The following is an 18,887-nucleotide window of genomic DNA, read 5'->3' as shown; positions in this document are numbered from 1 at the left end:
GATCAGCCGCTATGAAAAGCCCTCACCCGACCGTGTCCATGGCGGATAAAGTTGCCCTGATCGACAGCCTCTGCGCCAAGGCGCGGATCCTGCCGGTGATCACCATTGCCCGCGAACAGGACATTCTGCCCCTGGCCGATGCCCTGGCGGCGGGTGGCTTGACCGCGCTGGAAGTGACCCTGCGTTCGCAGTTCGGGCTCAAGGCCATCCAGGTCCTGCGTGAGCAGCGTCCGGAGTTGGTGACGGGCGCGGGCACGGTGCTCGATCGCACCATGCTGGCGGCGGCCGAGGCGGCGGGCTCGCAGTTTATCGTCACCCCCGGCATTACCCGCGACCTGCTTGAAGCCAGTGTCGACAGCCCGATCCCGCTGCTGCCCGGCATCAGCAATGCCTCCGGCATCATGGAAGGCTATGGCCTGGGTTATCGCCGCTTCAAGCTGTTCCCGGCGGAAGTCAGCGGCGGCGTAGCGGCCATCAAGGCCCTGGGCGGCCCGTTTGGCGAAGTGAAATTCTGCCCCACTGGCGGCGTTGGCCCGGCCAACATCAAACACTACATGGCGTTGAAAAACGTGATGTGCGTGGGCGGTAGCTGGATGCTTGATCCGGAGTGGATCAAGAACGGCGACTGGGCGCGCATCCAGGAAGTCACCGCCCAGGCGCTGGCGCTGCTGGATTGATCTGATTTACTGAATCGTTGTTGCTGTGCTTCACGGCATGTTTGCGGCGCACTTGGTCGGTGCGCCGCTTTTTTTTGCCTATAGAAAAGCGAAATATCACCGCAATTCAAATGAGGGTGGCTTGTGTGGGAACTGGCTTGCCTGCGATGGCCATAGGTATCTACACAACTCTCTTCTCGGTTTGTGTACATATCCATTGCTGCGGTAACGGCCACTTAGGGTTCCGCCCTTACGGCGGCTCACTTTGGAGAAGCGCCAAAGTAAGCAAAACGCTCTTGCCCCACCACTCGGTGCCTCGCCTAGGCTCGGCATGCCCGCAGGCAGGTATTGCTCCGTGGGCCCGCCGCGATCGGCCATCCATGGCCGTGTCGCGGCTACCCCGGCATCCTGCCGGGGTGCCCACTGCGCAATACCTGCCTGCGGCCATCGTGGTTTGACGGGGCGCCTAAGATCAAAACCAGGGCAACAGCAGAGCCAGAGCGCGAAGCTGCATTCCCCTGTAGGAGCTGGCTTGCCTGCGATGACGCCCGAAAGAACACATCAGAGTATCTGGTATTCATTCGTCATCGTTAACGACCATCGCAGGCAAGCCAGCTCCCACATTTTAATCAGTGTTCAGCTCGGTAATCGCATTGACCAGCACGCCGATGTCCGCCGCGGACGTCACCAACCCCGGCGTCACCCGTATGCAGGTACCAAACGCCGCGCCACTGCGCAGGGTGGTAAACAGGTTGTGCTCAGCTAGCAATCGATCCGCCATCACTTGCTGATCGCGCCCGCTGAACTTGAACGCGGTAATCGCGCAATACAGCCGTGGATCATCCGGGGTCACTACCTCGATCCCCGGCAATGGCCGCACCTGGCTCACCCACAGGTCACGCAGGTAACTCAACCGCGCGCCCTTGGCCTGCGCACCGCCCAGGGCCCGATGTTCTTCGAACACCAGCGGCAAGGTCATCAGCGCCGGAAAGTTCGGTGTGCTGTAGGGCGTACGGGCGCGCACATCGGTTGCCGGGTAATGGAACTCGCCCATGTCCGGATCAATTTCCGCCAGACGCCCAGGGGCTATATACACAAAACCCAGGGTCAGCGGCGCACCGATCCACTTGTGCAGGTTGAAGCCGGCGAACGAGATGCCCAGCCGGTCCAGGTCGAAGTCGATCAGGCCCAACGCGTGGGCGCCATCGAGGATGATCTCGACGCCATACTCCCGTGCCGCGTGGGCGATGGCCTCGACCGGCATCACCAGGCCGGTACGGTGGGTGACATAGGTCAGGGCCATCAGTTTCAGGCGTGGGTAACGGCTGAAAGTGTCGCGATAGGTCTGCACCAGGCTGTCGAAACTGGCCGGGTGGGCGTGGGACACTTCGATCACCTCCACCCCACGGTAGCCGGCGAGCCAGCGCATGGCGCCCTTGACCGTGTCGTATTCCAGGTCGCTGATCAGCACCTGGTCACCCGGTTGCAGGCGGTTGTAGTTGCGGATCAGCGACTGCAGGGCTTCGGTGGCATTGCGGGTGAAGGCGACGGCTTCTGGATCGACGTTGATCAACTCGGCCAACTGCCGGCGAATCTCGACATCTTGCCCTTGCTCGAAGCGCTGGCGCACATGCACCGAGTTGCTGCGATTGATAAACGCCACGTGCTCCTGATACTGCACCAGCACCGCGCGGCTCATGCGGGCGAAGTAGCCGTTTTCCAGATTGATGGGGCCGGGCTCCAGCTCATAGCGCTGGGCAATGGCCTGCCAATAGGCCTCGTCGCGGGTGTGGGGCATGGTCAGGCTCGATTAGTGGCGGGGGGCGGGTTTGCCATGTTTGGCGCGCAACGGTTCCAGCAGTTCGGCGAGGCCGTTGTGGTCGATTTCCTGCATCAACGCCAGCAGGCCGCCCAACTCGCCGTGGGGGAATCCTTCGCGGGCAAACCAGTTCAGGTAAGGGCCGGGCAGGTCAGCAATGATCGTGCCTTTGTACTTGCCGAATGGCATTTGGCGGGTGATCAGCAGTTCGAGTTTTTCGGGGTTCATACGGGCTTCAGGCAATCAGGAGGGTGCCTTGGAAAATACAGGCATTCTGCATGAAGGCCAAATGACAGATCATGCAAATAAAGCGGATACAGATTTGCCTTTTATTTATAAGTCATTGAAAACAAAAGATTAAATATTAATTCAAGACCTGGCACGGGCGCTGCAACTATCCCAATACGTTTCTAAACCCGCGAAGGAATTGAAAAATGACTGACATCAACAAAGAATCGATCTCCGTACTCAATGACCTGATCGAAACCAGTAAAGACGGCCAGGAAGGCTTCAAGACCTGCGCAGAAGACATCAAGCATCCAGAGCTCAAGGCGCTGTTCACCAAGCGTTCAGCAGACTGCGCGACGGCGGCTGCCGAACTGCAAACGGCCGTGCGCGCCTTGGGTGGTGACCCGGAAGATTCCGGCAGCGTTGCCGGTGCACTGCACCGTGGTTGGGTGGACGTGAAGTCGATGGTGACAGGCAAGGACGAAGAGGCCGTGCTCAACGAAGCCGAGCGCGGTGAAGACCACGCATTGAAGGCTTATAAAGAAGCCATCGAGAAAATCACCAAGCACAACCTGGTGGGTATTCGTGACCTGGTTGAGCGTCAGTACCACGGTGCGCAGCGCAATCACGACCAGGTCAAAGCCTTGCGTAACCAGGCTCGCGCCCAGTCCTGAACCGCGGTGCAGTAACAAATGTGGGAGCGGGCAAGCCTGCTCTCACAGGTAATTGCGCCGTACCGGTTTTTTGAGTACACCCCGATACAAATGTGGGAGCTGGCTTGCCTGCGATAGCGGTTGATCAGTCGATGTACGTATCGACTGAAATGACGCCATCGCGTGCAAGCCCGCTCCCATATTTTTTATTTCACATGCCTGATCAGCCGATGCTGATTGCCGGCAACTCGGTCAAGGTCACAACCTGCTGTTTGCGTGGCGCGAGGATCTCGGCTTCGCCATCCACCACCAACTCATCACGCTGGTTGAACACCTGAGTGGCAATCCGCACGCGGAACTTGGGCAGCTTCTCGAGGATTTCCAGACGTACGGTCAGGGTGTCGCCGATTTTCACCGGCTTCTGGAAGCTCATCTGCTGGCCGATATAGATAGTGCCCGGCCCAGGCAACTCACAGGCGACTGCCGCGCTGATCAAAGCGCCGCTGAACATGCCGTGGGCGATACGCTCCTTGAACATGGTCGCCTTGGCGAATTCGGCATCCAGGTGTACCGGGTTATGGTCGCCGGACATTGCCGCGAACAGCTGGATATCGCGCTCTTCCACGGTTTTGCTGTAGGTGGCTTTCTGGCCAACTTCGAGGGCGTCGTACGGAGTGTTGGTAACCTGGGTCATCTAATCGTGCATCCTGTGGCTAATCGATAATCTTAATTCGTTGATTTTAAACGAAAATATTTGTGCGTTCACTCGCAGCGCGCAGGCCTTCGATGGTCCACGGCCTGTGCCATCCATGCCAGCACATCGGCGGTGACCGCATCACGGTTGGTTTCATTGAAGAGTTCGTGGCGTGCTTGCGGGTAAATGTTCACTTGCAGGTTCTGGCAGCCTGCATGCCGCAGCGCGTTAGCCAGACGGGTGAGACGCTTGCCCTCACTGACCGGATCACATTCGCCGCCCATCACCAGAATCGGCAGGCCCGGATCAATCTGTTTGAGATTGGACGCTTTGCTGATTTGCTGCAAGCCGCCGAGCAGGTCGATCCACAGCTGGTTGGTGCAGCGAAAGCCGCACAGGGGGTCGCTGACGTACTTGTCCACCTCGTCCGGGTCGCGGCTCAGCCAGTCGAATGCCGTGCGGTTAGGCTTGAAGGCCTTGTTGAATGAGCCAAACGATAGAAACTCGATCAACGCGCTACGGCCCCGCAGGCCCTGGCGCAGGCGTTCGGCGCGGGCGATCAGTTGGGCTGCGCGGTACAGGGCCACCGGCTGGAAATTCGAACCACTGAGAATCGCCCCATGCAGGCTGGCGCTGTGATGCAGCAAATAGGCCTGGGCGATGTAGCTGCCCATGCTGTGGCCCAGCAGGATGATCGGCACACCGGGGGCCTGCTGGCCGATGTGCTGGTTGAGCGCGGCCAGGTCACCTACCACTTTGTTCCAGCCATCGCGTTCGGCGAACAGGCCCAGGGTGCCTTCATCGGCCGTACGGCCGTGGCCGCGCTGGTCTGGGGCATACACACCGTAGCCTGCGTCACACAGGGCCTGGGCCAGGCGTCCATAGCGGCCGCTGTGCTCGGCCATGCCATGGGCCAACATCACCAGCGCCGTGGGCGGCCCGTCCGGTAGCCATTGGTTGACGTACAGGCGGCTGCGGTCGTTCGCGGTCAGCCAGAAAGTGGTGTGGTTCATGGCGCTTCCTTTGCTCAGGGTCGTTGCAGTGTATAGCTCATCCGGGGGCGGGCGTCTGATCACCCTTGGCCTCAGGGGCAAGATTCATACAATCAATGACACGTTTTAGTGTATTTGCCTGTTTGGCCATAGCTGCTAACGTCCCCGAAGCTCCGCTTCCCATAAACAGCCGGAAGCGGTCGGGCACACTCGGGTAAGAGGACAAGAATAATGCAACCTGATTTCTGGAATGACAAACGCGCGGCCGGTGTGCCCAACGAGCTTGACCTGTCGGCGTACAAGTCAGTAATCGAAGTCTTCGAGCGTTCCTGCAAGGCCTTTGCCGACCGTCCGGCATTCAGCAACATGGGGATCACCCTGACCTACGCCGACCTGGAGCGCCAGAGCGCGGCGTTCGCCGGCTACTTGCAGCACCACACCGATCTCAAGCCGGGCGACCGCATCGCGGTGCAGATGCCCAACGTCCTGCATTATCCGATTGCCGTGTTCGGCGCCTTGCGCGCCGGGCTGGTGGTGGTCAACACCAACCCGTTGTACACCCCGCGGGAAATGCGCCATCAGTTCAAGGACGCGGGCATTCGTGGGCTGGTCTACCTCAACCTGTTCGGCTCCAGGGTCCAGGAAGTGGCGGCCGACACCGAGATCGAATACCTGATCGAAGCAAAAATGGGCGACTTCATGCCTGCCGCCAAGGGTTGGCTGATCAACACCGTGGTCGACAAGGTGAAGAAAATGGTCCCGGCCTACAGCCTGCCTCGGGCGGTGTCGTTCAAGCGCGCCTTGCGCATGGGCGCGGGCCTGGCCGTGACCCGTCATCCGATGACTCTCGATGACATCGCCGTGCTGCAATACACCGGCGGCACCACCGGCCTGGCCAAGGGCGCGATGCTCACCCACGGCAACCTGGTGGCGAATATGCAGCAGGTGCGGGCGTGCATGTCCCAGTTGCGTGAAGACGGGCATCCGCTGGTCAAGGAAGGGCAGGAGGTGATGATTGCGCCGCTGCCGCTGTACCACATCTATGCCTTCACCGCGAACTGCATGTGCATGATGGTCACCGGCAACCACAACGTGCTGATCACCAATCCACGGGACATCGGCGGCTTTATCAAGGAACTGAAGAAGTGGCGGTTCACCGGGCTGCTGGGGCTCAACACGCTGTTTGTCGCGCTGATGGAACACCCGGACTTCAAGACCCTGGACTTCTCCCACCTGAAGATCACCAACTCCGGCGGCACCGCCCTGGTCAAGGCCACGGCCGAGCGCTGGAAGCAGATCACCGGTTGTTCCATCGGCGAAGGCTACGGCCTGACCGAGACATCGCCGGTGGCCAGCACCAACCCCTACGGTGATCAATCGCGCCTGGGCACCGTGGGTATTCCGGTGCCGGGCACGGCGATGAAGGTCATCGATGACGCCGGCGAGGAGTTGCCGCTGGGTGAGCGGGGCGAGCTGTGCATCAAGGGCCCGCAGGTCATGAAGGGCTACTGGCAGCAACCGGCGGCCACCGCCGAGACCCTGGACGCCGAAGGTTGGCTCAAGACTGGCGATATTGCGGTGATCGACCCGGACGGGTTTGTGCGCATTGTCGATCGCAAGAAGGACCTGATCATCGTCTCGGGCTTCAATGTGTACCCCAACGAGATCGAGGATGTGGTGATGGCCCACCCCAACGTCGCCAACTGCGCAGTGATCGGCGTGCCGGACGAGCGTACCGGCGAGGCGGTGAAACTGTTCGTGGTGGCGCGGGCCCAGGGCGTCAGCCTTGAGGAGCTGAAGACTTACTGCAAGGCCAACTTCACCGGCTACAAAGTGCCCAAGCACATTGTGTTGCGGGACTCGCTGCCAATGACGCCGGTGGGAAAAATCCTACGGCGCGAGCTTCGCGACATCGCCTGACATGAACTGAAACACGATTCAGATGTGGGAGCGGGCTTGCCTGCGATGGCGGTGTATCAGTCGAAGGATGCATCGACTGGCCCGCCGCCATCGCAGGCAAGCCAGCTCCCACATTTACTGCGTACGCCCTTAAAGTAGAGCTGTTCCGTGGCTTATAGAATTTTTGCTCTAAAAGTGACTACTGGATATTCTTGAGTCATGTTTATGACTGTAGGACCTTCTTTTGGCTCTAGGCGGCCCTTTGCAAAGCTGCTACTCTCGGCGCGCTTTGTGACCTCTCGGCCTGCTTGAAACAGCCAGAATCACCTAAAAACACACACAAATAATAATCGCATCAAATGCGGTGAATGAATTCGCGTCGCTGAGGAGTGGGCTTCCATGATCGAAGACTTTTGGAAGGATAAGTACCCCGCCGGGATTGCTGCAGACATCAATCCAGACGAGTATCAAAATATTCAGGCGGTACTGAAACAGTCCTGCCAGCGCTTCGCCAACAAACCGGCTTTCAGCAACCTGGGCAAGACAATCACCTACGGTGAGCTGTACGAATTGTCCGGTGCCTTTGCCGCGTACCTGCAACAGCATACCGACTTGCAGCCCGGTGATCGAATCGCCGTGCAACTGCCCAACCTCTTGCAATACCCGGTCGCCGTGTTCGGTGCCATCCGTGCCGGCCTGATCGTGGTCAACACCAACCCGCTGTACACCGCGCGGGAAATGGAACACCAGTTCAACGACTCCGGGGCCAAGGCCCTGATCTGCCTGGCCAACATGGCGCACCTGGCAGAAAAGGTCGTGCCCAAGACTGGCGTCAAGCACGTGATCGTCACCGAAGTGGCTGACCTGTTGCCGCCGCTCAAGCGGCTACTGATCAACAGCGTCATCAAGTACGTGAAGAAAATGGTCCCGGCCTATCACTTGCCCCAGGCGATCAAGTTCAACGACGTCCTGGCCAAGGGCCATGGCCAACCTGTCACCGACGCCAGCCCTGCCAGCGAAGACGTGGCCGTGCTGCAATACACCGGTGGCACCACCGGCGTAGCCAAGGGCGCGATGCTGACCCATCGCAACCTGGTAGCCAACATGCTGCAATGCAAGGCGCTGATGGGCTCCAACCTCAATGAAGGTTGCGAAATCCTGATCACGCCGCTGCCGCTTTACCATATCTATGCCTTCACCTTTCATTGCATGGCGATGATGCTGATCGGCAACCACAACATCCTGATCAGCAACCCGCGCGACCTGCCGGCGATGGTCAAGGAGTTGTCGAAGTGGAAGTTCAGCGGTTTTGTCGGCCTGAACACCTTGTTCGTGGCCCTGTGCAACAACGAAGGCTTTCGCAAGCTGGATTTCTCTGCGCTCAAGGTCACCCTGTCGGGCGGCATGGCCCTGCAACTGGCGGCCGCCGAGCGTTGGAAAGCCGTGACCGGCTGCAATATCTGCGAAGGCTACGGCATGACCGAAACCAGCCCGGTGGCCACGGTCAACCCAATCCAGAATATCCAGATCGGCACCATTGGCATCCCGGTGCCTTCGACCCTGTGCAAAGTCATCTCGGATGAGGGCGTCGAGTTGCCCCTGGGTGAAATCGGCGAACTATGCGTCAAGGGCCCGCAAGTGATGAAGGGCTATTGGCAGCGTGAAGACGCCACCGCCGAAGTACTCGACAGCGAAGGCTGGTTGAAAACCGGTGATATCGCGATCATCCAGCCAGACGGCTACATGCGCATCGTCGACCGCAAGAAAGACATGATTCTGGTCTCCGGCTTCAACGTCTACCCCAACGAGCTGGAGGACGTGCTGGCAAGCCTGCCAGGCGTACTGCAATGCGCGGCCATTGGTGTACCGGACGAAAAGTCGGGCGAGCACATCAAGCTGTTCATCGTGGTCAAACCGGGCGCGACCCTGACCAAGGAGCAGGTGATGGAGCACATGCGCGCCAACGTCACCGGCTACAAAGTACCCAAGGCTGTCGAGTTCCGCGAGGCACTGCCGACCACCAACGTGGGCAAGATCCTGCGTCGCGAGTTGCGTGATGAAGAGCTCAAGAAGCTTGGCCTGAAGAAGTAAACAAAAAGCCCCGCGCATGCGGGGCTTTTTATTGGGCGCTGAGTCTCGACTGACCCACCGCTATCGCTGCGATGCGGCGACCCGACAAGCCATTTTTCCTGGGCCACACTCAAAACTCCTGTACAGCACAACCCCCTGTGGGAGCGGGCTTGCTCGCGAAAGCAGTGGGTCAGCCAACATCGTTTGCTGGGCCGACGTCTTCGCGAGCAAGCCCGCTCCCACAGGGGGGGCTGCGCTTAACTGACTGGCATTAGGGCTTGCCCGCGATGGCGTCATGTCAGCCCGCACATTTGTGATCGGGTATTTACAGGGCGAACTGCGCGAAGCTCACGCCAACGCCTGCCGGGCGTACATCTTTCAGGAACGAATCCTTGTCCGCGCTCAGCTCCAGGGTAATCTCCGGCTTGCGCTTGCCCGCGTTGCGCACCACCAACCCTTCAAGCTTTTCACGCAGGTACACGGTCGGTACTTTCAGGTGCAGCAACTGGTCGGTCTCGGCGTTGTGCATCAACAAATGAATCCACTCGTACTGGCCGATGGCGATGCGTGCCACTGGCAGGTCGAACCACCAGATGTTGCGCTTGCGGTCCAGGTCGGTGAAGTGGCAGTTGTTGACGCCGAGCACGGCACCGCCCAGTTCCAGGTTTCTGCGGGCGATGGCCTGTGATTTATTGAGTTTCATAACCTTCCTACGGGATCTGTTATTCAGCGGTTGAGCCTGAATCTGCCGGGCATTCTCGGGGGTTGGCCGCAAAACATAAAGCCAAACCTGTGCTGGGTGATGAAATGCCTTACGCAAATAATTGAAACTCTGCGCAGAGGCCCAGGGTCAACCCTTACGTAATGACCAAAACCCTTGATTGTTCTTACGGAGAAATACCATGGGCAGCACAGCGGATAAGGCAAAAGGTTTAGCAAACGAAGCCATCGGCAACATCAAGCAAGGTGTCGGCAAAGCCACTGACAACACCAAGCTTGAGACCGAAGGCAAGATCCAAGAGAAGAAGGGCGAAGCCCAGCAAGCGGTCGGCAAGGTCAAGGACGCGGTAAAGAATACCGTCGACAAAGCCTGATTCCAGCGTTTGCACCATGCAGCATAACGGCCATCCACGGATGGCCGTTTTTGTGTCACACCCGATGTTTAAAGTTTCGAAATTGTTTCAAGGTCGCCAAATAGGCTACCTTGATGTAGAAAACGGCCCCTGAGTCGCCCACGAACTCAACCTTTTGCGGCGAAAGGAGACGCTATGATTTTTCCGGTATTAAAAGATCTGCCGCTGCACCGCGTATTGATGCGCACCGTCACAGAGTTCATCGACGACGAGATGCCTACCTACGCCTCGGCACTGGCCTACCAGATGCTGTTTTCGCTGTTCCCCTTCCTGCTGTTCCTGATTGCCCTGATCGGTTTCCTGCATCTGCCGGACTTCTTCAGCTGGTTGCGCCTGCAGTCGGAACTGGTGTTGCCGCCCCAGGCCCTGGAGCAGGTCAACCCGGTGATCGACCAGTTGCAGCAATCCAAGGGTGGGCTGCTGTCGGTGGGTATCGTCATTGCGCTGTGGACCGCCTCGGCGGGCGTGCGCCTGATGATGAGTGCGATGAACGCCGCCTACGACGTGGTGGAAGGCCGGCCGATCTGGAAACGTTTCCCGCTGTCGATTCTCTACACCGTGGGCATTGCTGGCATGTTGCTGGCCGCCGCCGCGTTGATGGTCCTGGGGCCGCAAGTGATGGAATGGCTGGCCGGGCAGATCGGCATGCAGGAATTCGTCGTGACCCTGTGGACCATCTTGCGCTGGCCGTTGATCGTGATCCTGCTGATGTTCGCCGTGGCCTTGATGTACTACGTGATGCCGGACGTGAAGCAGAAATTTCGCTTTATCACGCCAGGCTCGGTGCTGGCGGTGGTGGTCTGGATCGTGGCTTCACTGGGCTTTGGCTATTACGTCAAGACCTTCGCTGACTACAACGCCATGTACGGCAGCATCGGCGCGATCATCGTCCTACTGTTGTACTTCTATATTTCCGCCGCCGTGTTGCTGCTGGGCGCGGAGATGAACGCAGTGATCGAGCATATGTCTGCCGAAGGCAAGGACCCCGGTGAGAAGGATTTTGGCGAGCATCACCCCGATGAAAAACAGCATGTCTCGGGCCTTGGCCGGGACCATTCGATTCCCAAGCCCACCACTGATGAAACCTGACCGATGATTCGTGAAATCCTGAAAATGGGCGATGAGCGCCTGCTGCGTATCGCGCCAACGGTGCCACCGGAAATGTTCGACAGCCCCGAGCTGTGGCAGTTGATCGATGACATGTTCCAGACCATGGAACACGTGGGCGGCGTCGGCCTGGCCGCGCCGCAGATCGGTGTCGACCTGCAACTGGTGATTTTCGGCTTCGAGAGCAGCGAGCGCTACCCGGATGCGCCGGCGGTGCCCCAGACCATCCTGATCAACCCGCTGATTACCCCGCTGAGCCCGGTGCTGGAGGAGGGCTATGAAGGCTGCCTATCGGTACCTGGGTTGCGCGGTGCGGTGGATCGCTACCAGCAGATTCGCTACGAGGGGTTTGATCCCAAGGGCGAGCCGATTGTGCGGATTGCCGACGGTTTCCACGCTCGGGTGGTGCAGCATGAGTGCGACCACCTGATCGGCCGCCTGTACCCCTCGCGGATTACAGACTTCAGCAAGTTCGGGTTTATCGAGGTGATGTTCCCGGAGCTGGATCCCGCCGCCGACGCTTAACCTTGGCGGCACAGGCCCATGGCAATCATCGGCTTGTTGCGTTTATAGCGCACCAGGCGCTCGGCCAACGACTGTGGCAACACGGTCTGCTGGCTGAAGCCCTGGGCGGCATAAAATTCTTCCAGGTCGGGGTGGCACAGTAACCACACGGTGCCTTCAACAGGCGCGATGGCTTTGGCGATCAGCCGCGCTGCCAGCCCTTGCCCGCGCAATGTCGGATCGACAAACAACCCGGTTAGCCACTGGCCGCCGACCACAGGGCTCAGGCACAGCCCGGCGACAATCTCGCTATTGCGCGCCACCCACAACTGGCCGCCCTTGAGGGCTTTCATCGAGGAATTGTGGCTGCGGTAGAACTTGTTCAGCAGCGGCCACAGGGGCTCTGCCAGTAGATCAATGTGCAACTCGGGCATGGTAGTTCGACAGGCGTGATCAAGAGCCGGGGATTATAAGTCGGGCAAAGCGCCTTCTGTTGGGCAATAGGTGTTATACCCCTTGTTACTTCCTCTGTTAGTGGAGCATGCATCATGGCCAAAGGTATGGATTCAAAGAAAGCCGCGAAGAAGAAACCGGCAAAGACCGCCGATGAAAAACGCGCGGACAAAAAAGCCAAGAAAACCGAGACAGGCCTGTTCGGTCACTGAGTGCCTGACTATAGGAGCGAGCTTGCTCGCTCCTATACGGTATCGATACACACTGACATCCCCCCGCACGTCCCCCTCCAATACCTGTTCATCAATACTGGCTGATTACTGGCCTTGCATAGCGCCAAGCCCTGTCTATGCTCACCCATAACCACTTATGTCGCTTGCCATATGAAGCGTTTTGGGTGGCCGATTGCATAGTGATTGATGAGCACTATACAAACCGTGAATAGATGAGTGCGTATGTCAAAGCGCCGGGAAAAAAGGAGCATCAGGTTAAATGGATTTACGTGTGTCGGTTAAAGCGGACCCCTGAGGGGGTCATCAAGAAAAGGATGCCTTGAAACGAGCGTTGCCCCATGGACTCTCCGATTGGCCATCATTTATCTATCGCCTGACACTTGTCCTGTCTCTGGACGGATGCGTTTGCCTGTTTTGTGGAAAGTTGTACTGGGTCAAATCCAAGAACTAACCGTCATTCAAAGACAGCGCTGAAGGTGATCCGATCATGTTTAACCTCCACCACAAATCCGACCTGCTGGAAATCGAGCGTTTTTCCTGTGCGCTGACCCAGGCCCAAGCCAAGCTCGCGGCCATCAGTCGTTCGATGGCGATGATCGAGTTCGATCGCGACGGCGTGGTACTGGATGCCAACGAAAACTTCTGTAGGACCATGGGCTACAGCGCCGAGGAAGTACGCGGCAAACACCATCGAATCTTCTGTGAAGAGTCCTACTACCGCAGCGACGCCTACGCCAAGTTGTGGCGCGACCTGGCCCAGGGCGAGCCCATCAGCGGCACGTTCATGCGCTTGACCAAGAGCGGTCAGGAAGTGTGGCTGGAGGCCAGCTACATGCCAGTGTTCGGCCCGGATAAACAGGTGCAGAGCGTGATCAAGGTGGCGTCGGATATTTCCGAGCGGATCCACCGTGAACATGAAAACCAAAGCCTGATCGACGCCATCGGCCGTTCCATGGCCGTCATTGAGTTCACGCCCCAGGGGCAGATCCTCAATGCCAACCAGAATTTCCTGAAGACGGTGCAGTATTCCCTCGGCGAAATCGTTGGCCAGCACCACAGCATGTTTTGCCACCGCGCCGAGGTGGAGTCGCCGGCTTACAAAGCATTCTGGGCCTCCCTCAACCGCGGCGAATTCCACTCCCACCGTTTTGAACGGCGCAACAAGCAGGGTCAGACACTTTTTCTGGAAGCCTCCTACAACCCAATCTTCGATACCAACGGCCGCCTGTACAAAGTAGTGAAGTTCGCCAGTGACATCACCGAACAGGTCACCACCTTGCGTAACGCTGCCGACTCGGCCCACGCCACTTCGGTACAGAACGACGCCTGCGCCCGCAAGGGCTCGCAAGTGGTGCAGCAGACGGTGCAGATCATCGAAGAAATCTCCCGTGACCTGAATGAAGCGGCGTTGAGCATCGATGCGGTGAGCAAGCAGTCGGACATTATCGGCACCATCGTGCAGACCATTCGCGGGATTGCCGATCAAACCAACCTGTTGGCACTCAACGCGGCGATTGAAGCCGCCCGCGCGGGTGAGCACGGCCGTGGTTTTGCAGTGGTGGCGGACGAGGTGCGCAGCCTGGCGGCGCGTACCAGCCAGGCGACGATCGAGATTGTCGACGTGGTGCGCAAAAACCACGATTTGTCCCTGAGCGCGGTATCGAGCATGCAGTCGAGCCTGAGCCGTACCGGGCTGGGGGTGGAGTTGGCCAATGAAGCGGGGCAGGTGATCCTGGAGATCCAGGAAGGCTCGCGGCATGTGGTGGATGCCATCGGTCAGTTCAACTCCACCCTGCAACTGCAATAGCCCCCCAACGGAGCCGGCTTGCCGGCTCCTACACGGGTCAGATCGCCGCCAGGGTGTCTTTCACGGCCTTGATCTGCGGGTCGGCAGTCTTCTCGGCAAACTGCTGCGCCGCCTGCATTTTCAGGCGCTCAGTCACTTCCAGGGCAATGGCATTCTGCTGTTCGATAGGCATCGCTTTCACTTCTTCTTCGGTCAGGCCCTTTTCCTTGAGGATCTGATCGCGAATGCGCTCGGCCGGCGTCTTGGTCATGTACTCATTGAATTCTGTGCGAGCCTGGGTATTGGCTGAGGTGGCCGGCGTGGCGCTGGTCGGCGGCGTTGCTTGCAGTTGCAGGCGGGTCTTGGCAAACGCGGCATCCACATTGCTGGCCGTGGTGTCGGTAGCCTTTTGCGTTGCTTGCACCTGGGTTGCGGCAACGGCGTTCTGCACGTTCTGCATCACGCCGCTGTACAGCGCGCTGGCGGCGGCGTTGGCCGGGTCCAGGTCGGGGCGTTTGGACTGTTGGATCACGGACGAGACTTGGGTATTGACCAACATGATCGGGCACCTGTGGTTTTGAACGGTCCATAGGGTTTAGCAATTAGCGTGCCGGGACCTGAACCCCTGTGTTCATTGGCTGTGAGGGCAGTCTTTAGGCTGCAAGCGGGTTGCCGACGGCCAATGTTTGCCGTCGGCGGCCATTGCCTTCAGTAGGTGATGGGAATCTCGAAGACCTGGAAGGCATCGTCCTGCGGCTGATACCCAAGAACCCGTGTGGTCTCGCTCAAGTCCAGGCGCTTGAAGCGGTTATTGGAAATGCCATGGGCGATCAGGTGCTTTACCCCCTCGGCCTCCACCGAGCGTTGCAACAACTGCACGGCATCCCGAGGGCTGAGCCAGGCGCTGAGGTCGCGGGCGTTGTTCAGGTCGTGGGTTTCGGCAAATTCAAACGCGCCAATGCGTAACGCGATGGTGGAGAGTGGGGTTTTGGCAGCGTAATAGCCGCACAGCGCTTCGCCGTAGCATTTGCTCACGCCATACAGGTTGGCGGGCAGCACCGGCATGCCTGGGGTGATTTGCCGATCCACCGGGTAGCCTTCGATGGTCTGGGCGCTGCTGGCGAAGACCAGGCGCTTGACGTTGGCGGCCACGGCCGCTTCGAACAGATAGGTGGTGGCGAGGATATTGTTGGGGAGCAGTTCGTCGAAGGTGGCGCTGGCGTGGGGAATGCCCGACAGGTGCACAACCACGTCGATGCCGTCGAGCAGCGCGGTGAGGGCCGTTTTGTCACTCAAGTCGGCCTGCACGAAGCGATGGCCGTCGAGGGCGAAGCCCGGTGCGACGCGGTCGGTGAGGGTAAAGCGGTAGCGATCTTTCGACGCTTCGAAAAATGTCTTGCCGATCCTGCCGCAGGCGCCGGTGAGCAGTACGTTGAGTCCTTTCATCGTGTAATCCTTAGTTGTGACCGTCGAGGGCAAAGGCCTGGAAACCTGGGCGCTGGCTGAGCAGGGCGTAGTACGCATCGACAGCCGGGTAGGACGGGTGCTCCATGGGTGTCATCCGCCAGCGGTGCACCGACAGGCCGATCAGGATATCGGCGAGGCTGAAGGTGTCGCCAGCCACATAGGCGCCGGTTTTGCTCAGTTGCTGCTCCAGCAACCCCATCTTGTCGTTCCAACCGCGCACACCGCCAGCAATGCGCTGCGGCTCCTGGAAGTCCGGATTCTGGCGCACCAGGGCGTGGAAGGCATAGCCCCAGGACGGGTTGAGTTCGGTGGCTTGCCAGTCCATCCATTGCTCGACCCTGGCCCGTGGCGCGGGGGCGGTGGGCAGCAAGTCATGGCGCTGGTGCAAGCCCACCAGGTAGCGGCAGATGGTATTGGACTCCCACAGCACGCCGTTGTCGTCGATGATCACCGGGATCTGGGCGTTGGGGTTCAGGGCGAGGAAGGCGGGTGATTGGGTGGGGGTGAAGCCGATGCCCCAGTCTTCGCGCTCGTAGGGGATGTTCAGTTCCTGGCAGGTCCACAGGACTTTTCGTACGTTGATGGACGAAGTGCGACCCAAGATTTTCAGCGCGTGTCCCATGGTGCTTCCCTGGCAGGTGTGAGTTGGGCAATTTAGCAGGGGCCAGGTGGGCACGGTAAAAAAAGTGGGGGCTGGCAAGCCAGCTCCCACCTTTTTGATCGCGTCTGGGCTTTTAGTTGTGCGGTGTTTGCTGGTCCATCAGTGTGCCCATCAGCAACACGCCCAACTCGCTCAACTGGTGAATCGCCAGGGCCCTGTCACGGTCTTTGCCGGTCAGGTCTTCGGACAGGTCCAGCAGCAACGTGGTAACGGAGGAAAAGGTTTCATAGCTGTTGGCAATCAGGCTTTCGCTGCTGGCGCCGGAAGTGACGGTGAACAGGGTGGAAGGTTCGGGCGCCGGGGCGGTCGGGGGATTGAGGTAGTGATCAATGGCGCGGTGGGCGGCCTGGTTGAGTTTTGCGTCGTGAAGCGGGGGGTTGGGAGTAATTTTGAACATAAGGGTGTTCCTAATTCGGGCCGCTACCTCATCGCTACTAAACGAATTAGGGTGGCGGCTGCACGCAGGTTAGTAGACCGGTGAACACCCAAAGCCGGCGCGCCCGAAGGCGCCCTGCGCGCAGCCACCATCAAGCACAGACAAGGACGTCTGACAGGGGAAGCTCATGCACTTAGGTTGTTCAAGCTCAGGCTACTAAACCCGATCACCGAGAAGTTCAGCGACCGGGCCACCTTAGAGAGCCCCACCCAGGCGCACAAGCCGGCGGATTCTGACGCAACCGTAGGTAACGGAGCAAGGCGCTGCCAAAGAGTCAGTCTATTCCTACAGCTAATACCTAGGTGCTCTCGCGCACCTTCAACTCAAACCCCATATCCACCACCGGCCGGGCGATCTTGTTGCCGGCCATCACCGTCAGCAAATGCTCTGCCGCGCGTCGGCCAATGGCTTCGCGTGGGGTGCTGATGCTGCTCAGGCGCGGCACCATGAAGCTGGAGGCGGGCAGGTCGTTGAAGCCCAGCACCGCCACCTGCTGTGGCACTTTGATCCCGTGGCGCAGGGCTTCGAGCAGGGCGCCCTGGGCCAGGTCGTCGTTGCCGAAGAAGATCGCGTCCACGTCCGGGTGGCTGGCCAACAGTTGCAGGAACAACTCGCCACCCAGGCCCACCGACGAGGGGCGCGGGGTCAACAGTTCGAGGGCCGGGTCATACAGGCCGGCCTGTTGCAGGCCACGACGGAAACCCTCACCGCGCAGCAGTGTGCGCTGGTCCAGTTGCGCGCCGACATAGGCCAGGCGTTTGCGGCCCCGGGAGATCAGGTGCGCCGCAGCGGTTTCACCGGCACTGATCTGCGAGAAACCGACGCAGTTGAGGCCGGCCGTCGGGTCCAGGTCCATCATGTACACGCAGGGCACATTGCTCGACTCCACCATGCGCCGGGCGCTTTCGGTGCGGTCAAAGCCGGTCAGCAGCAGGCCCCGAGGCTGGTAGGCCATGTAGTTGCGCAACAGGTTTTCTTCTTCGTCCCGGGAATAGTGGGTGTTGCCGATCAGCACTTCGAAGCCCTTGGGCCGCAGCACCTGGTGGATGGCTTCCAGGGTTTCGATAAACAGCAGGTTAGACAGCGAGGGCACCAGCACCACCACCGACTGGCTGCGGGCCGAGGCCAGGGCGCGGGCGGCGGGGTTGACCACGTAGTTCAGCTCGGCGGCGGCTTTCTGTACTTTTTCCACCAGTTCGGTGGCCACGGTACTGATCCCGCGCAGGGCCCGGGAGGCGGTAATCGGGCTGACCCCCGCCAGGCGGGCAACTTCGTTAAGGGTAGGGCGACCCGTCGTGCGGGTATTTTTATCGTTCTTGGAGGTCATCAGGCGGCTTGCCAAACAAAAATCGAGGCACTAAGGTAGCGCTGTCTCCAAAGGCCTGCAAATACTTGCGCAAAGGGTTGCCTGATCCTTGCGCAAACAGTTGGAGAGGATGCACGCGTCACTCCATAAAAATGACAATTAGGCGCGGGAAAAGCCTGTTTTTGCACTAGCCTTAGGGCGTGCAAAGGTAGCGCTATCTGCGTCCTGAGGTGTTTCATGAGTCAACCTGTTACCGCCCTGGTCATCATGGGTGTTTCCGGCTGTGGCAAGTCCAGTGTCAGCGAGGCCCTGTGCCTGTTGAGCGGCGCCACCGCCATTGAAGGCGACAGCTTTCACCCGACTGCCAACATCGAAAAGATGAGCGCAGGCCATCCTCTCAACGACGACGACCGTGCCGGCTGGCTCGATATCCTCTGCGATGAGCTGCGCCGTGCGCTCAAGGCCGGCGAGCATCCGGTGCTGACCTGTTCGGCGCTGAAGAAAAAATACCGCGATCACCTGCGCGAAGCCGCGCCGGGCCTGGGCTTTGTCTTCCTCGAACTGACCCGCGAGGTGGCCGCCGACCGTGTGTCCCATCGCCCCGGCCATTTCATGCCGGCCAGCCTGATCGACAGCCAGTTCGCCACCCTCGAGTCGCCCATTGGCGAGCCGCTGACCCTGGCCCTCAATGCCAGTGAAGACAGCATCGAGGCGTTGGCCGCGCAGACCCACGCGTGGTGGCTGACCCACGGCTTTGAACCTTCCCGATGATTTTTTGGCTGAAAGATAG

At 59.5% G+C, this 18,887-nt stretch carries 20 protein-coding genes and 1 pseudogene; 10 read left to right on the top strand and 11 right to left on the bottom strand.

Going from position 1 to position 18,887, the window contains the following annotated elements:
- Nucleotides 1-11: 11 nt before the first annotated feature.
- Entirely contained in the window at nucleotides 12-677 is a 666-nt protein-coding gene (locus ACO77H_RS21070; protein ID WP_169955346.1) for a bifunctional 4-hydroxy-2-oxoglutarate aldolase/2-dehydro-3-deoxy-phosphogluconate aldolase, read from the top strand.
- A 604-nt stretch (nucleotides 678-1,281) separates the two neighbouring features.
- On the opposite strand, the gene ACO77H_RS21065 is transcribed toward ACO77H_RS21070, so the two are convergent.
- Entirely contained in the window at nucleotides 1,282-2,454 is a 1,173-nt protein-coding gene (locus tag ACO77H_RS21065) for an aminotransferase class V-fold PLP-dependent enzyme (protein ID WP_170056873.1), read from the bottom strand.
- A 12-nt stretch (nucleotides 2,455-2,466) separates the two neighbouring features.
- Nucleotides 2,467-2,703 (bottom strand): DUF3820 family protein, encoded by a 237-nt coding sequence (locus ACO77H_RS21060; RefSeq protein ID WP_170056874.1) that lies wholly within the window; start codon nucleotides 2,701-2,703, stop codon nucleotides 2,467-2,469.
- Between the two features lie 206 nt (nucleotides 2,704-2,909).
- Here ACO77H_RS21060 and ACO77H_RS21055 point away from each other — a divergent pair, with 206 nt between their 5' ends.
- Nucleotides 2,910-3,377: a ferritin-like domain-containing protein gene (locus ACO77H_RS21055; RefSeq protein WP_170056875.1), complete on the top strand. Its 468-nt coding sequence runs from the start codon at nucleotides 2,910-2,912 to the stop codon at nucleotides 3,375-3,377.
- A 202-nt stretch (nucleotides 3,378-3,579) separates the two neighbouring features.
- On the opposite strand, the gene ACO77H_RS21050 is transcribed toward ACO77H_RS21055, so the two are convergent.
- The gene (locus ACO77H_RS21050; protein WP_169955344.1) at nucleotides 3,580-4,050 is read right to left on the bottom strand and encodes a MaoC family dehydratase; all 471 of its coding nucleotides are present in this window, start codon (nucleotides 4,048-4,050) and stop codon (nucleotides 3,580-3,582) included.
- Nucleotides 4,051-4,118: 68 nt separating this feature from the next.
- Nucleotides 4,119-5,063: an alpha/beta hydrolase gene (locus ACO77H_RS21045; RefSeq protein WP_170056876.1), complete on the bottom strand. Its 945-nt coding sequence runs from the start codon at nucleotides 5,061-5,063 to the stop codon at nucleotides 4,119-4,121.
- Between the two features lie 210 nt (nucleotides 5,064-5,273).
- Between ACO77H_RS21045 and fadD2 the strand changes: the two genes are divergently transcribed.
- Nucleotides 5,274-6,962 carry a long-chain-fatty-acid--CoA ligase FadD2 gene (fadD2, locus tag ACO77H_RS21040; RefSeq protein WP_170056877.1) on the top strand — a complete coding sequence of 563 codons (1,689 nt, stop codon included), beginning with the start codon at nucleotides 5,274-5,276 and terminating at the stop codon, nucleotides 6,960-6,962.
- Nucleotides 6,963-7,340: 378 nt separating this feature from the next.
- On the top strand, nucleotides 7,341-9,032 hold the full coding sequence (gene fadD1 / locus ACO77H_RS21035) for a long-chain-fatty-acid--CoA ligase FadD1 (RefSeq protein WP_170041926.1): 1,692 nt from the start codon (nucleotides 7,341-7,343) through the stop codon (nucleotides 9,030-9,032).
- Nucleotides 9,033-9,336: 304 nt separating this feature from the next.
- Here the strand turns inward: fadD1 and ACO77H_RS21030 are convergent, their stop codons facing one another.
- On the bottom strand, nucleotides 9,337-9,714 hold the full coding sequence (locus tag ACO77H_RS21030; RefSeq protein ID WP_169955340.1) for a hypothetical protein: 378 nt from the start codon (nucleotides 9,712-9,714) through the stop codon (nucleotides 9,337-9,339).
- 199 nt (nucleotides 9,715-9,913) lie between these two features.
- Here ACO77H_RS21030 and ACO77H_RS21025 point away from each other — a divergent pair, with 199 nt between their 5' ends.
- The 3 genes from ACO77H_RS21025 to def all read left to right on the top strand — a co-directional run bounded on the left by ACO77H_RS21025 (nucleotide 9,914) and on the right by def (nucleotide 11,776).
- Nucleotides 9,914-10,105 (top strand): CsbD family protein, encoded by a 192-nt coding sequence (locus ACO77H_RS21025; RefSeq protein ID WP_029296443.1) that lies wholly within the window; start codon nucleotides 9,914-9,916, stop codon nucleotides 10,103-10,105.
- A 174-nt stretch (nucleotides 10,106-10,279) separates the two neighbouring features.
- Nucleotides 10,280-11,233 carry a YihY/virulence factor BrkB family protein gene (locus tag ACO77H_RS21020; protein WP_029296445.1) on the top strand — a complete coding sequence of 318 codons (954 nt, stop codon included), beginning with the start codon at nucleotides 10,280-10,282 and terminating at the stop codon, nucleotides 11,231-11,233.
- Between the two features lie 3 nt (nucleotides 11,234-11,236).
- Nucleotides 11,237-11,776 carry a peptide deformylase gene (gene def / locus ACO77H_RS21015; RefSeq protein WP_432754526.1) on the top strand — a complete coding sequence of 180 codons (540 nt, stop codon included), beginning with the start codon at nucleotides 11,237-11,239 and terminating at the stop codon, nucleotides 11,774-11,776.
- On the opposite strand, the gene ACO77H_RS21010 is transcribed toward def, so the two are convergent.
- Complete coding sequence (locus ACO77H_RS21010) at nucleotides 11,773-12,189, bottom strand: GNAT family N-acetyltransferase (RefSeq protein ID WP_169955339.1); 417 nt, start codon at nucleotides 12,187-12,189, stop codon at nucleotides 11,773-11,775. The two genes, def and ACO77H_RS21010, sit on opposite strands and share 4 nt — an antisense overlap.
- A 739-nt stretch (nucleotides 12,190-12,928) precedes the next feature.
- On the opposite strand from ACO77H_RS21010, the pseudogene ACO77H_RS21005 reads away from it, so the two are divergent.
- A pseudogene (locus tag ACO77H_RS21005) lies at nucleotides 12,929-13,657 on the top strand (PAS domain-containing protein); the annotation flags it as partial.
- Between the two features lie 21 nt (nucleotides 13,658-13,678).
- Complete coding sequence (locus ACO77H_RS21000; protein ID WP_407073433.1) at nucleotides 13,679-14,248, top strand: methyl-accepting chemotaxis protein; 570 nt, start codon at nucleotides 13,679-13,681, stop codon at nucleotides 14,246-14,248.
- 37 nt (nucleotides 14,249-14,285) lie between these two features.
- Here ACO77H_RS21000 and ACO77H_RS20995 read toward each other — a convergent pair whose 3' ends face one another.
- The 5 genes from ACO77H_RS20995 to ACO77H_RS20975 form a co-directional block, all read right to left on the bottom strand.
- Nucleotides 14,286-14,786: a hypothetical protein gene (locus ACO77H_RS20995; protein WP_169955337.1), complete on the bottom strand. Its 501-nt coding sequence runs from the start codon at nucleotides 14,784-14,786 to the stop codon at nucleotides 14,286-14,288.
- Nucleotides 14,787-14,935: 149 nt separating this feature from the next.
- Nucleotides 14,936-15,673 (bottom strand): NAD-dependent epimerase/dehydratase family protein, encoded by a 738-nt coding sequence (locus ACO77H_RS20990; protein ID WP_432754525.1) that lies wholly within the window; start codon nucleotides 15,671-15,673, stop codon nucleotides 14,936-14,938.
- A gap of 10 nt (nucleotides 15,674-15,683) precedes the next feature.
- Nucleotides 15,684-16,316 (bottom strand): glutathione S-transferase family protein, encoded by a 633-nt coding sequence (locus ACO77H_RS20985; RefSeq protein ID WP_432754524.1) that lies wholly within the window; start codon nucleotides 16,314-16,316, stop codon nucleotides 15,684-15,686.
- A gap of 112 nt (nucleotides 16,317-16,428) precedes the next feature.
- Nucleotides 16,429-16,752 carry a DUF6124 family protein gene (locus tag ACO77H_RS20980; RefSeq protein WP_432754523.1) on the bottom strand — a complete coding sequence of 108 codons (324 nt, stop codon included), beginning with the start codon at nucleotides 16,750-16,752 and terminating at the stop codon, nucleotides 16,429-16,431.
- 337 nt (nucleotides 16,753-17,089) lie between these two features.
- Nucleotides 17,090-18,121: a LacI family DNA-binding transcriptional regulator gene (locus ACO77H_RS20975; protein ID WP_169955372.1), complete on the bottom strand. Its 1,032-nt coding sequence runs from the start codon at nucleotides 18,119-18,121 to the stop codon at nucleotides 17,090-17,092.
- A gap of 213 nt (nucleotides 18,122-18,334) precedes the next feature.
- Between ACO77H_RS20975 and ACO77H_RS20970 the strand changes: the two genes are divergently transcribed.
- On the top strand, nucleotides 18,335-18,868 hold the full coding sequence (locus ACO77H_RS20970) for a gluconokinase (protein ID WP_432754522.1): 534 nt from the start codon (nucleotides 18,335-18,337) through the stop codon (nucleotides 18,866-18,868).
- Nucleotides 18,869-18,887: the final 19 nt, after the last annotated feature.

This window comes from Pseudomonas sp. WMBT8, assembly GCF_050916005.1.
GTDB lineage: Bacteria > Pseudomonadota > Gammaproteobacteria > Pseudomonadales > Pseudomonadaceae > Aquipseudomonas.
Note: the sequence above shows the minus strand (reverse complement) of the source record. Positions and strands in the feature narration are given on the sequence as shown.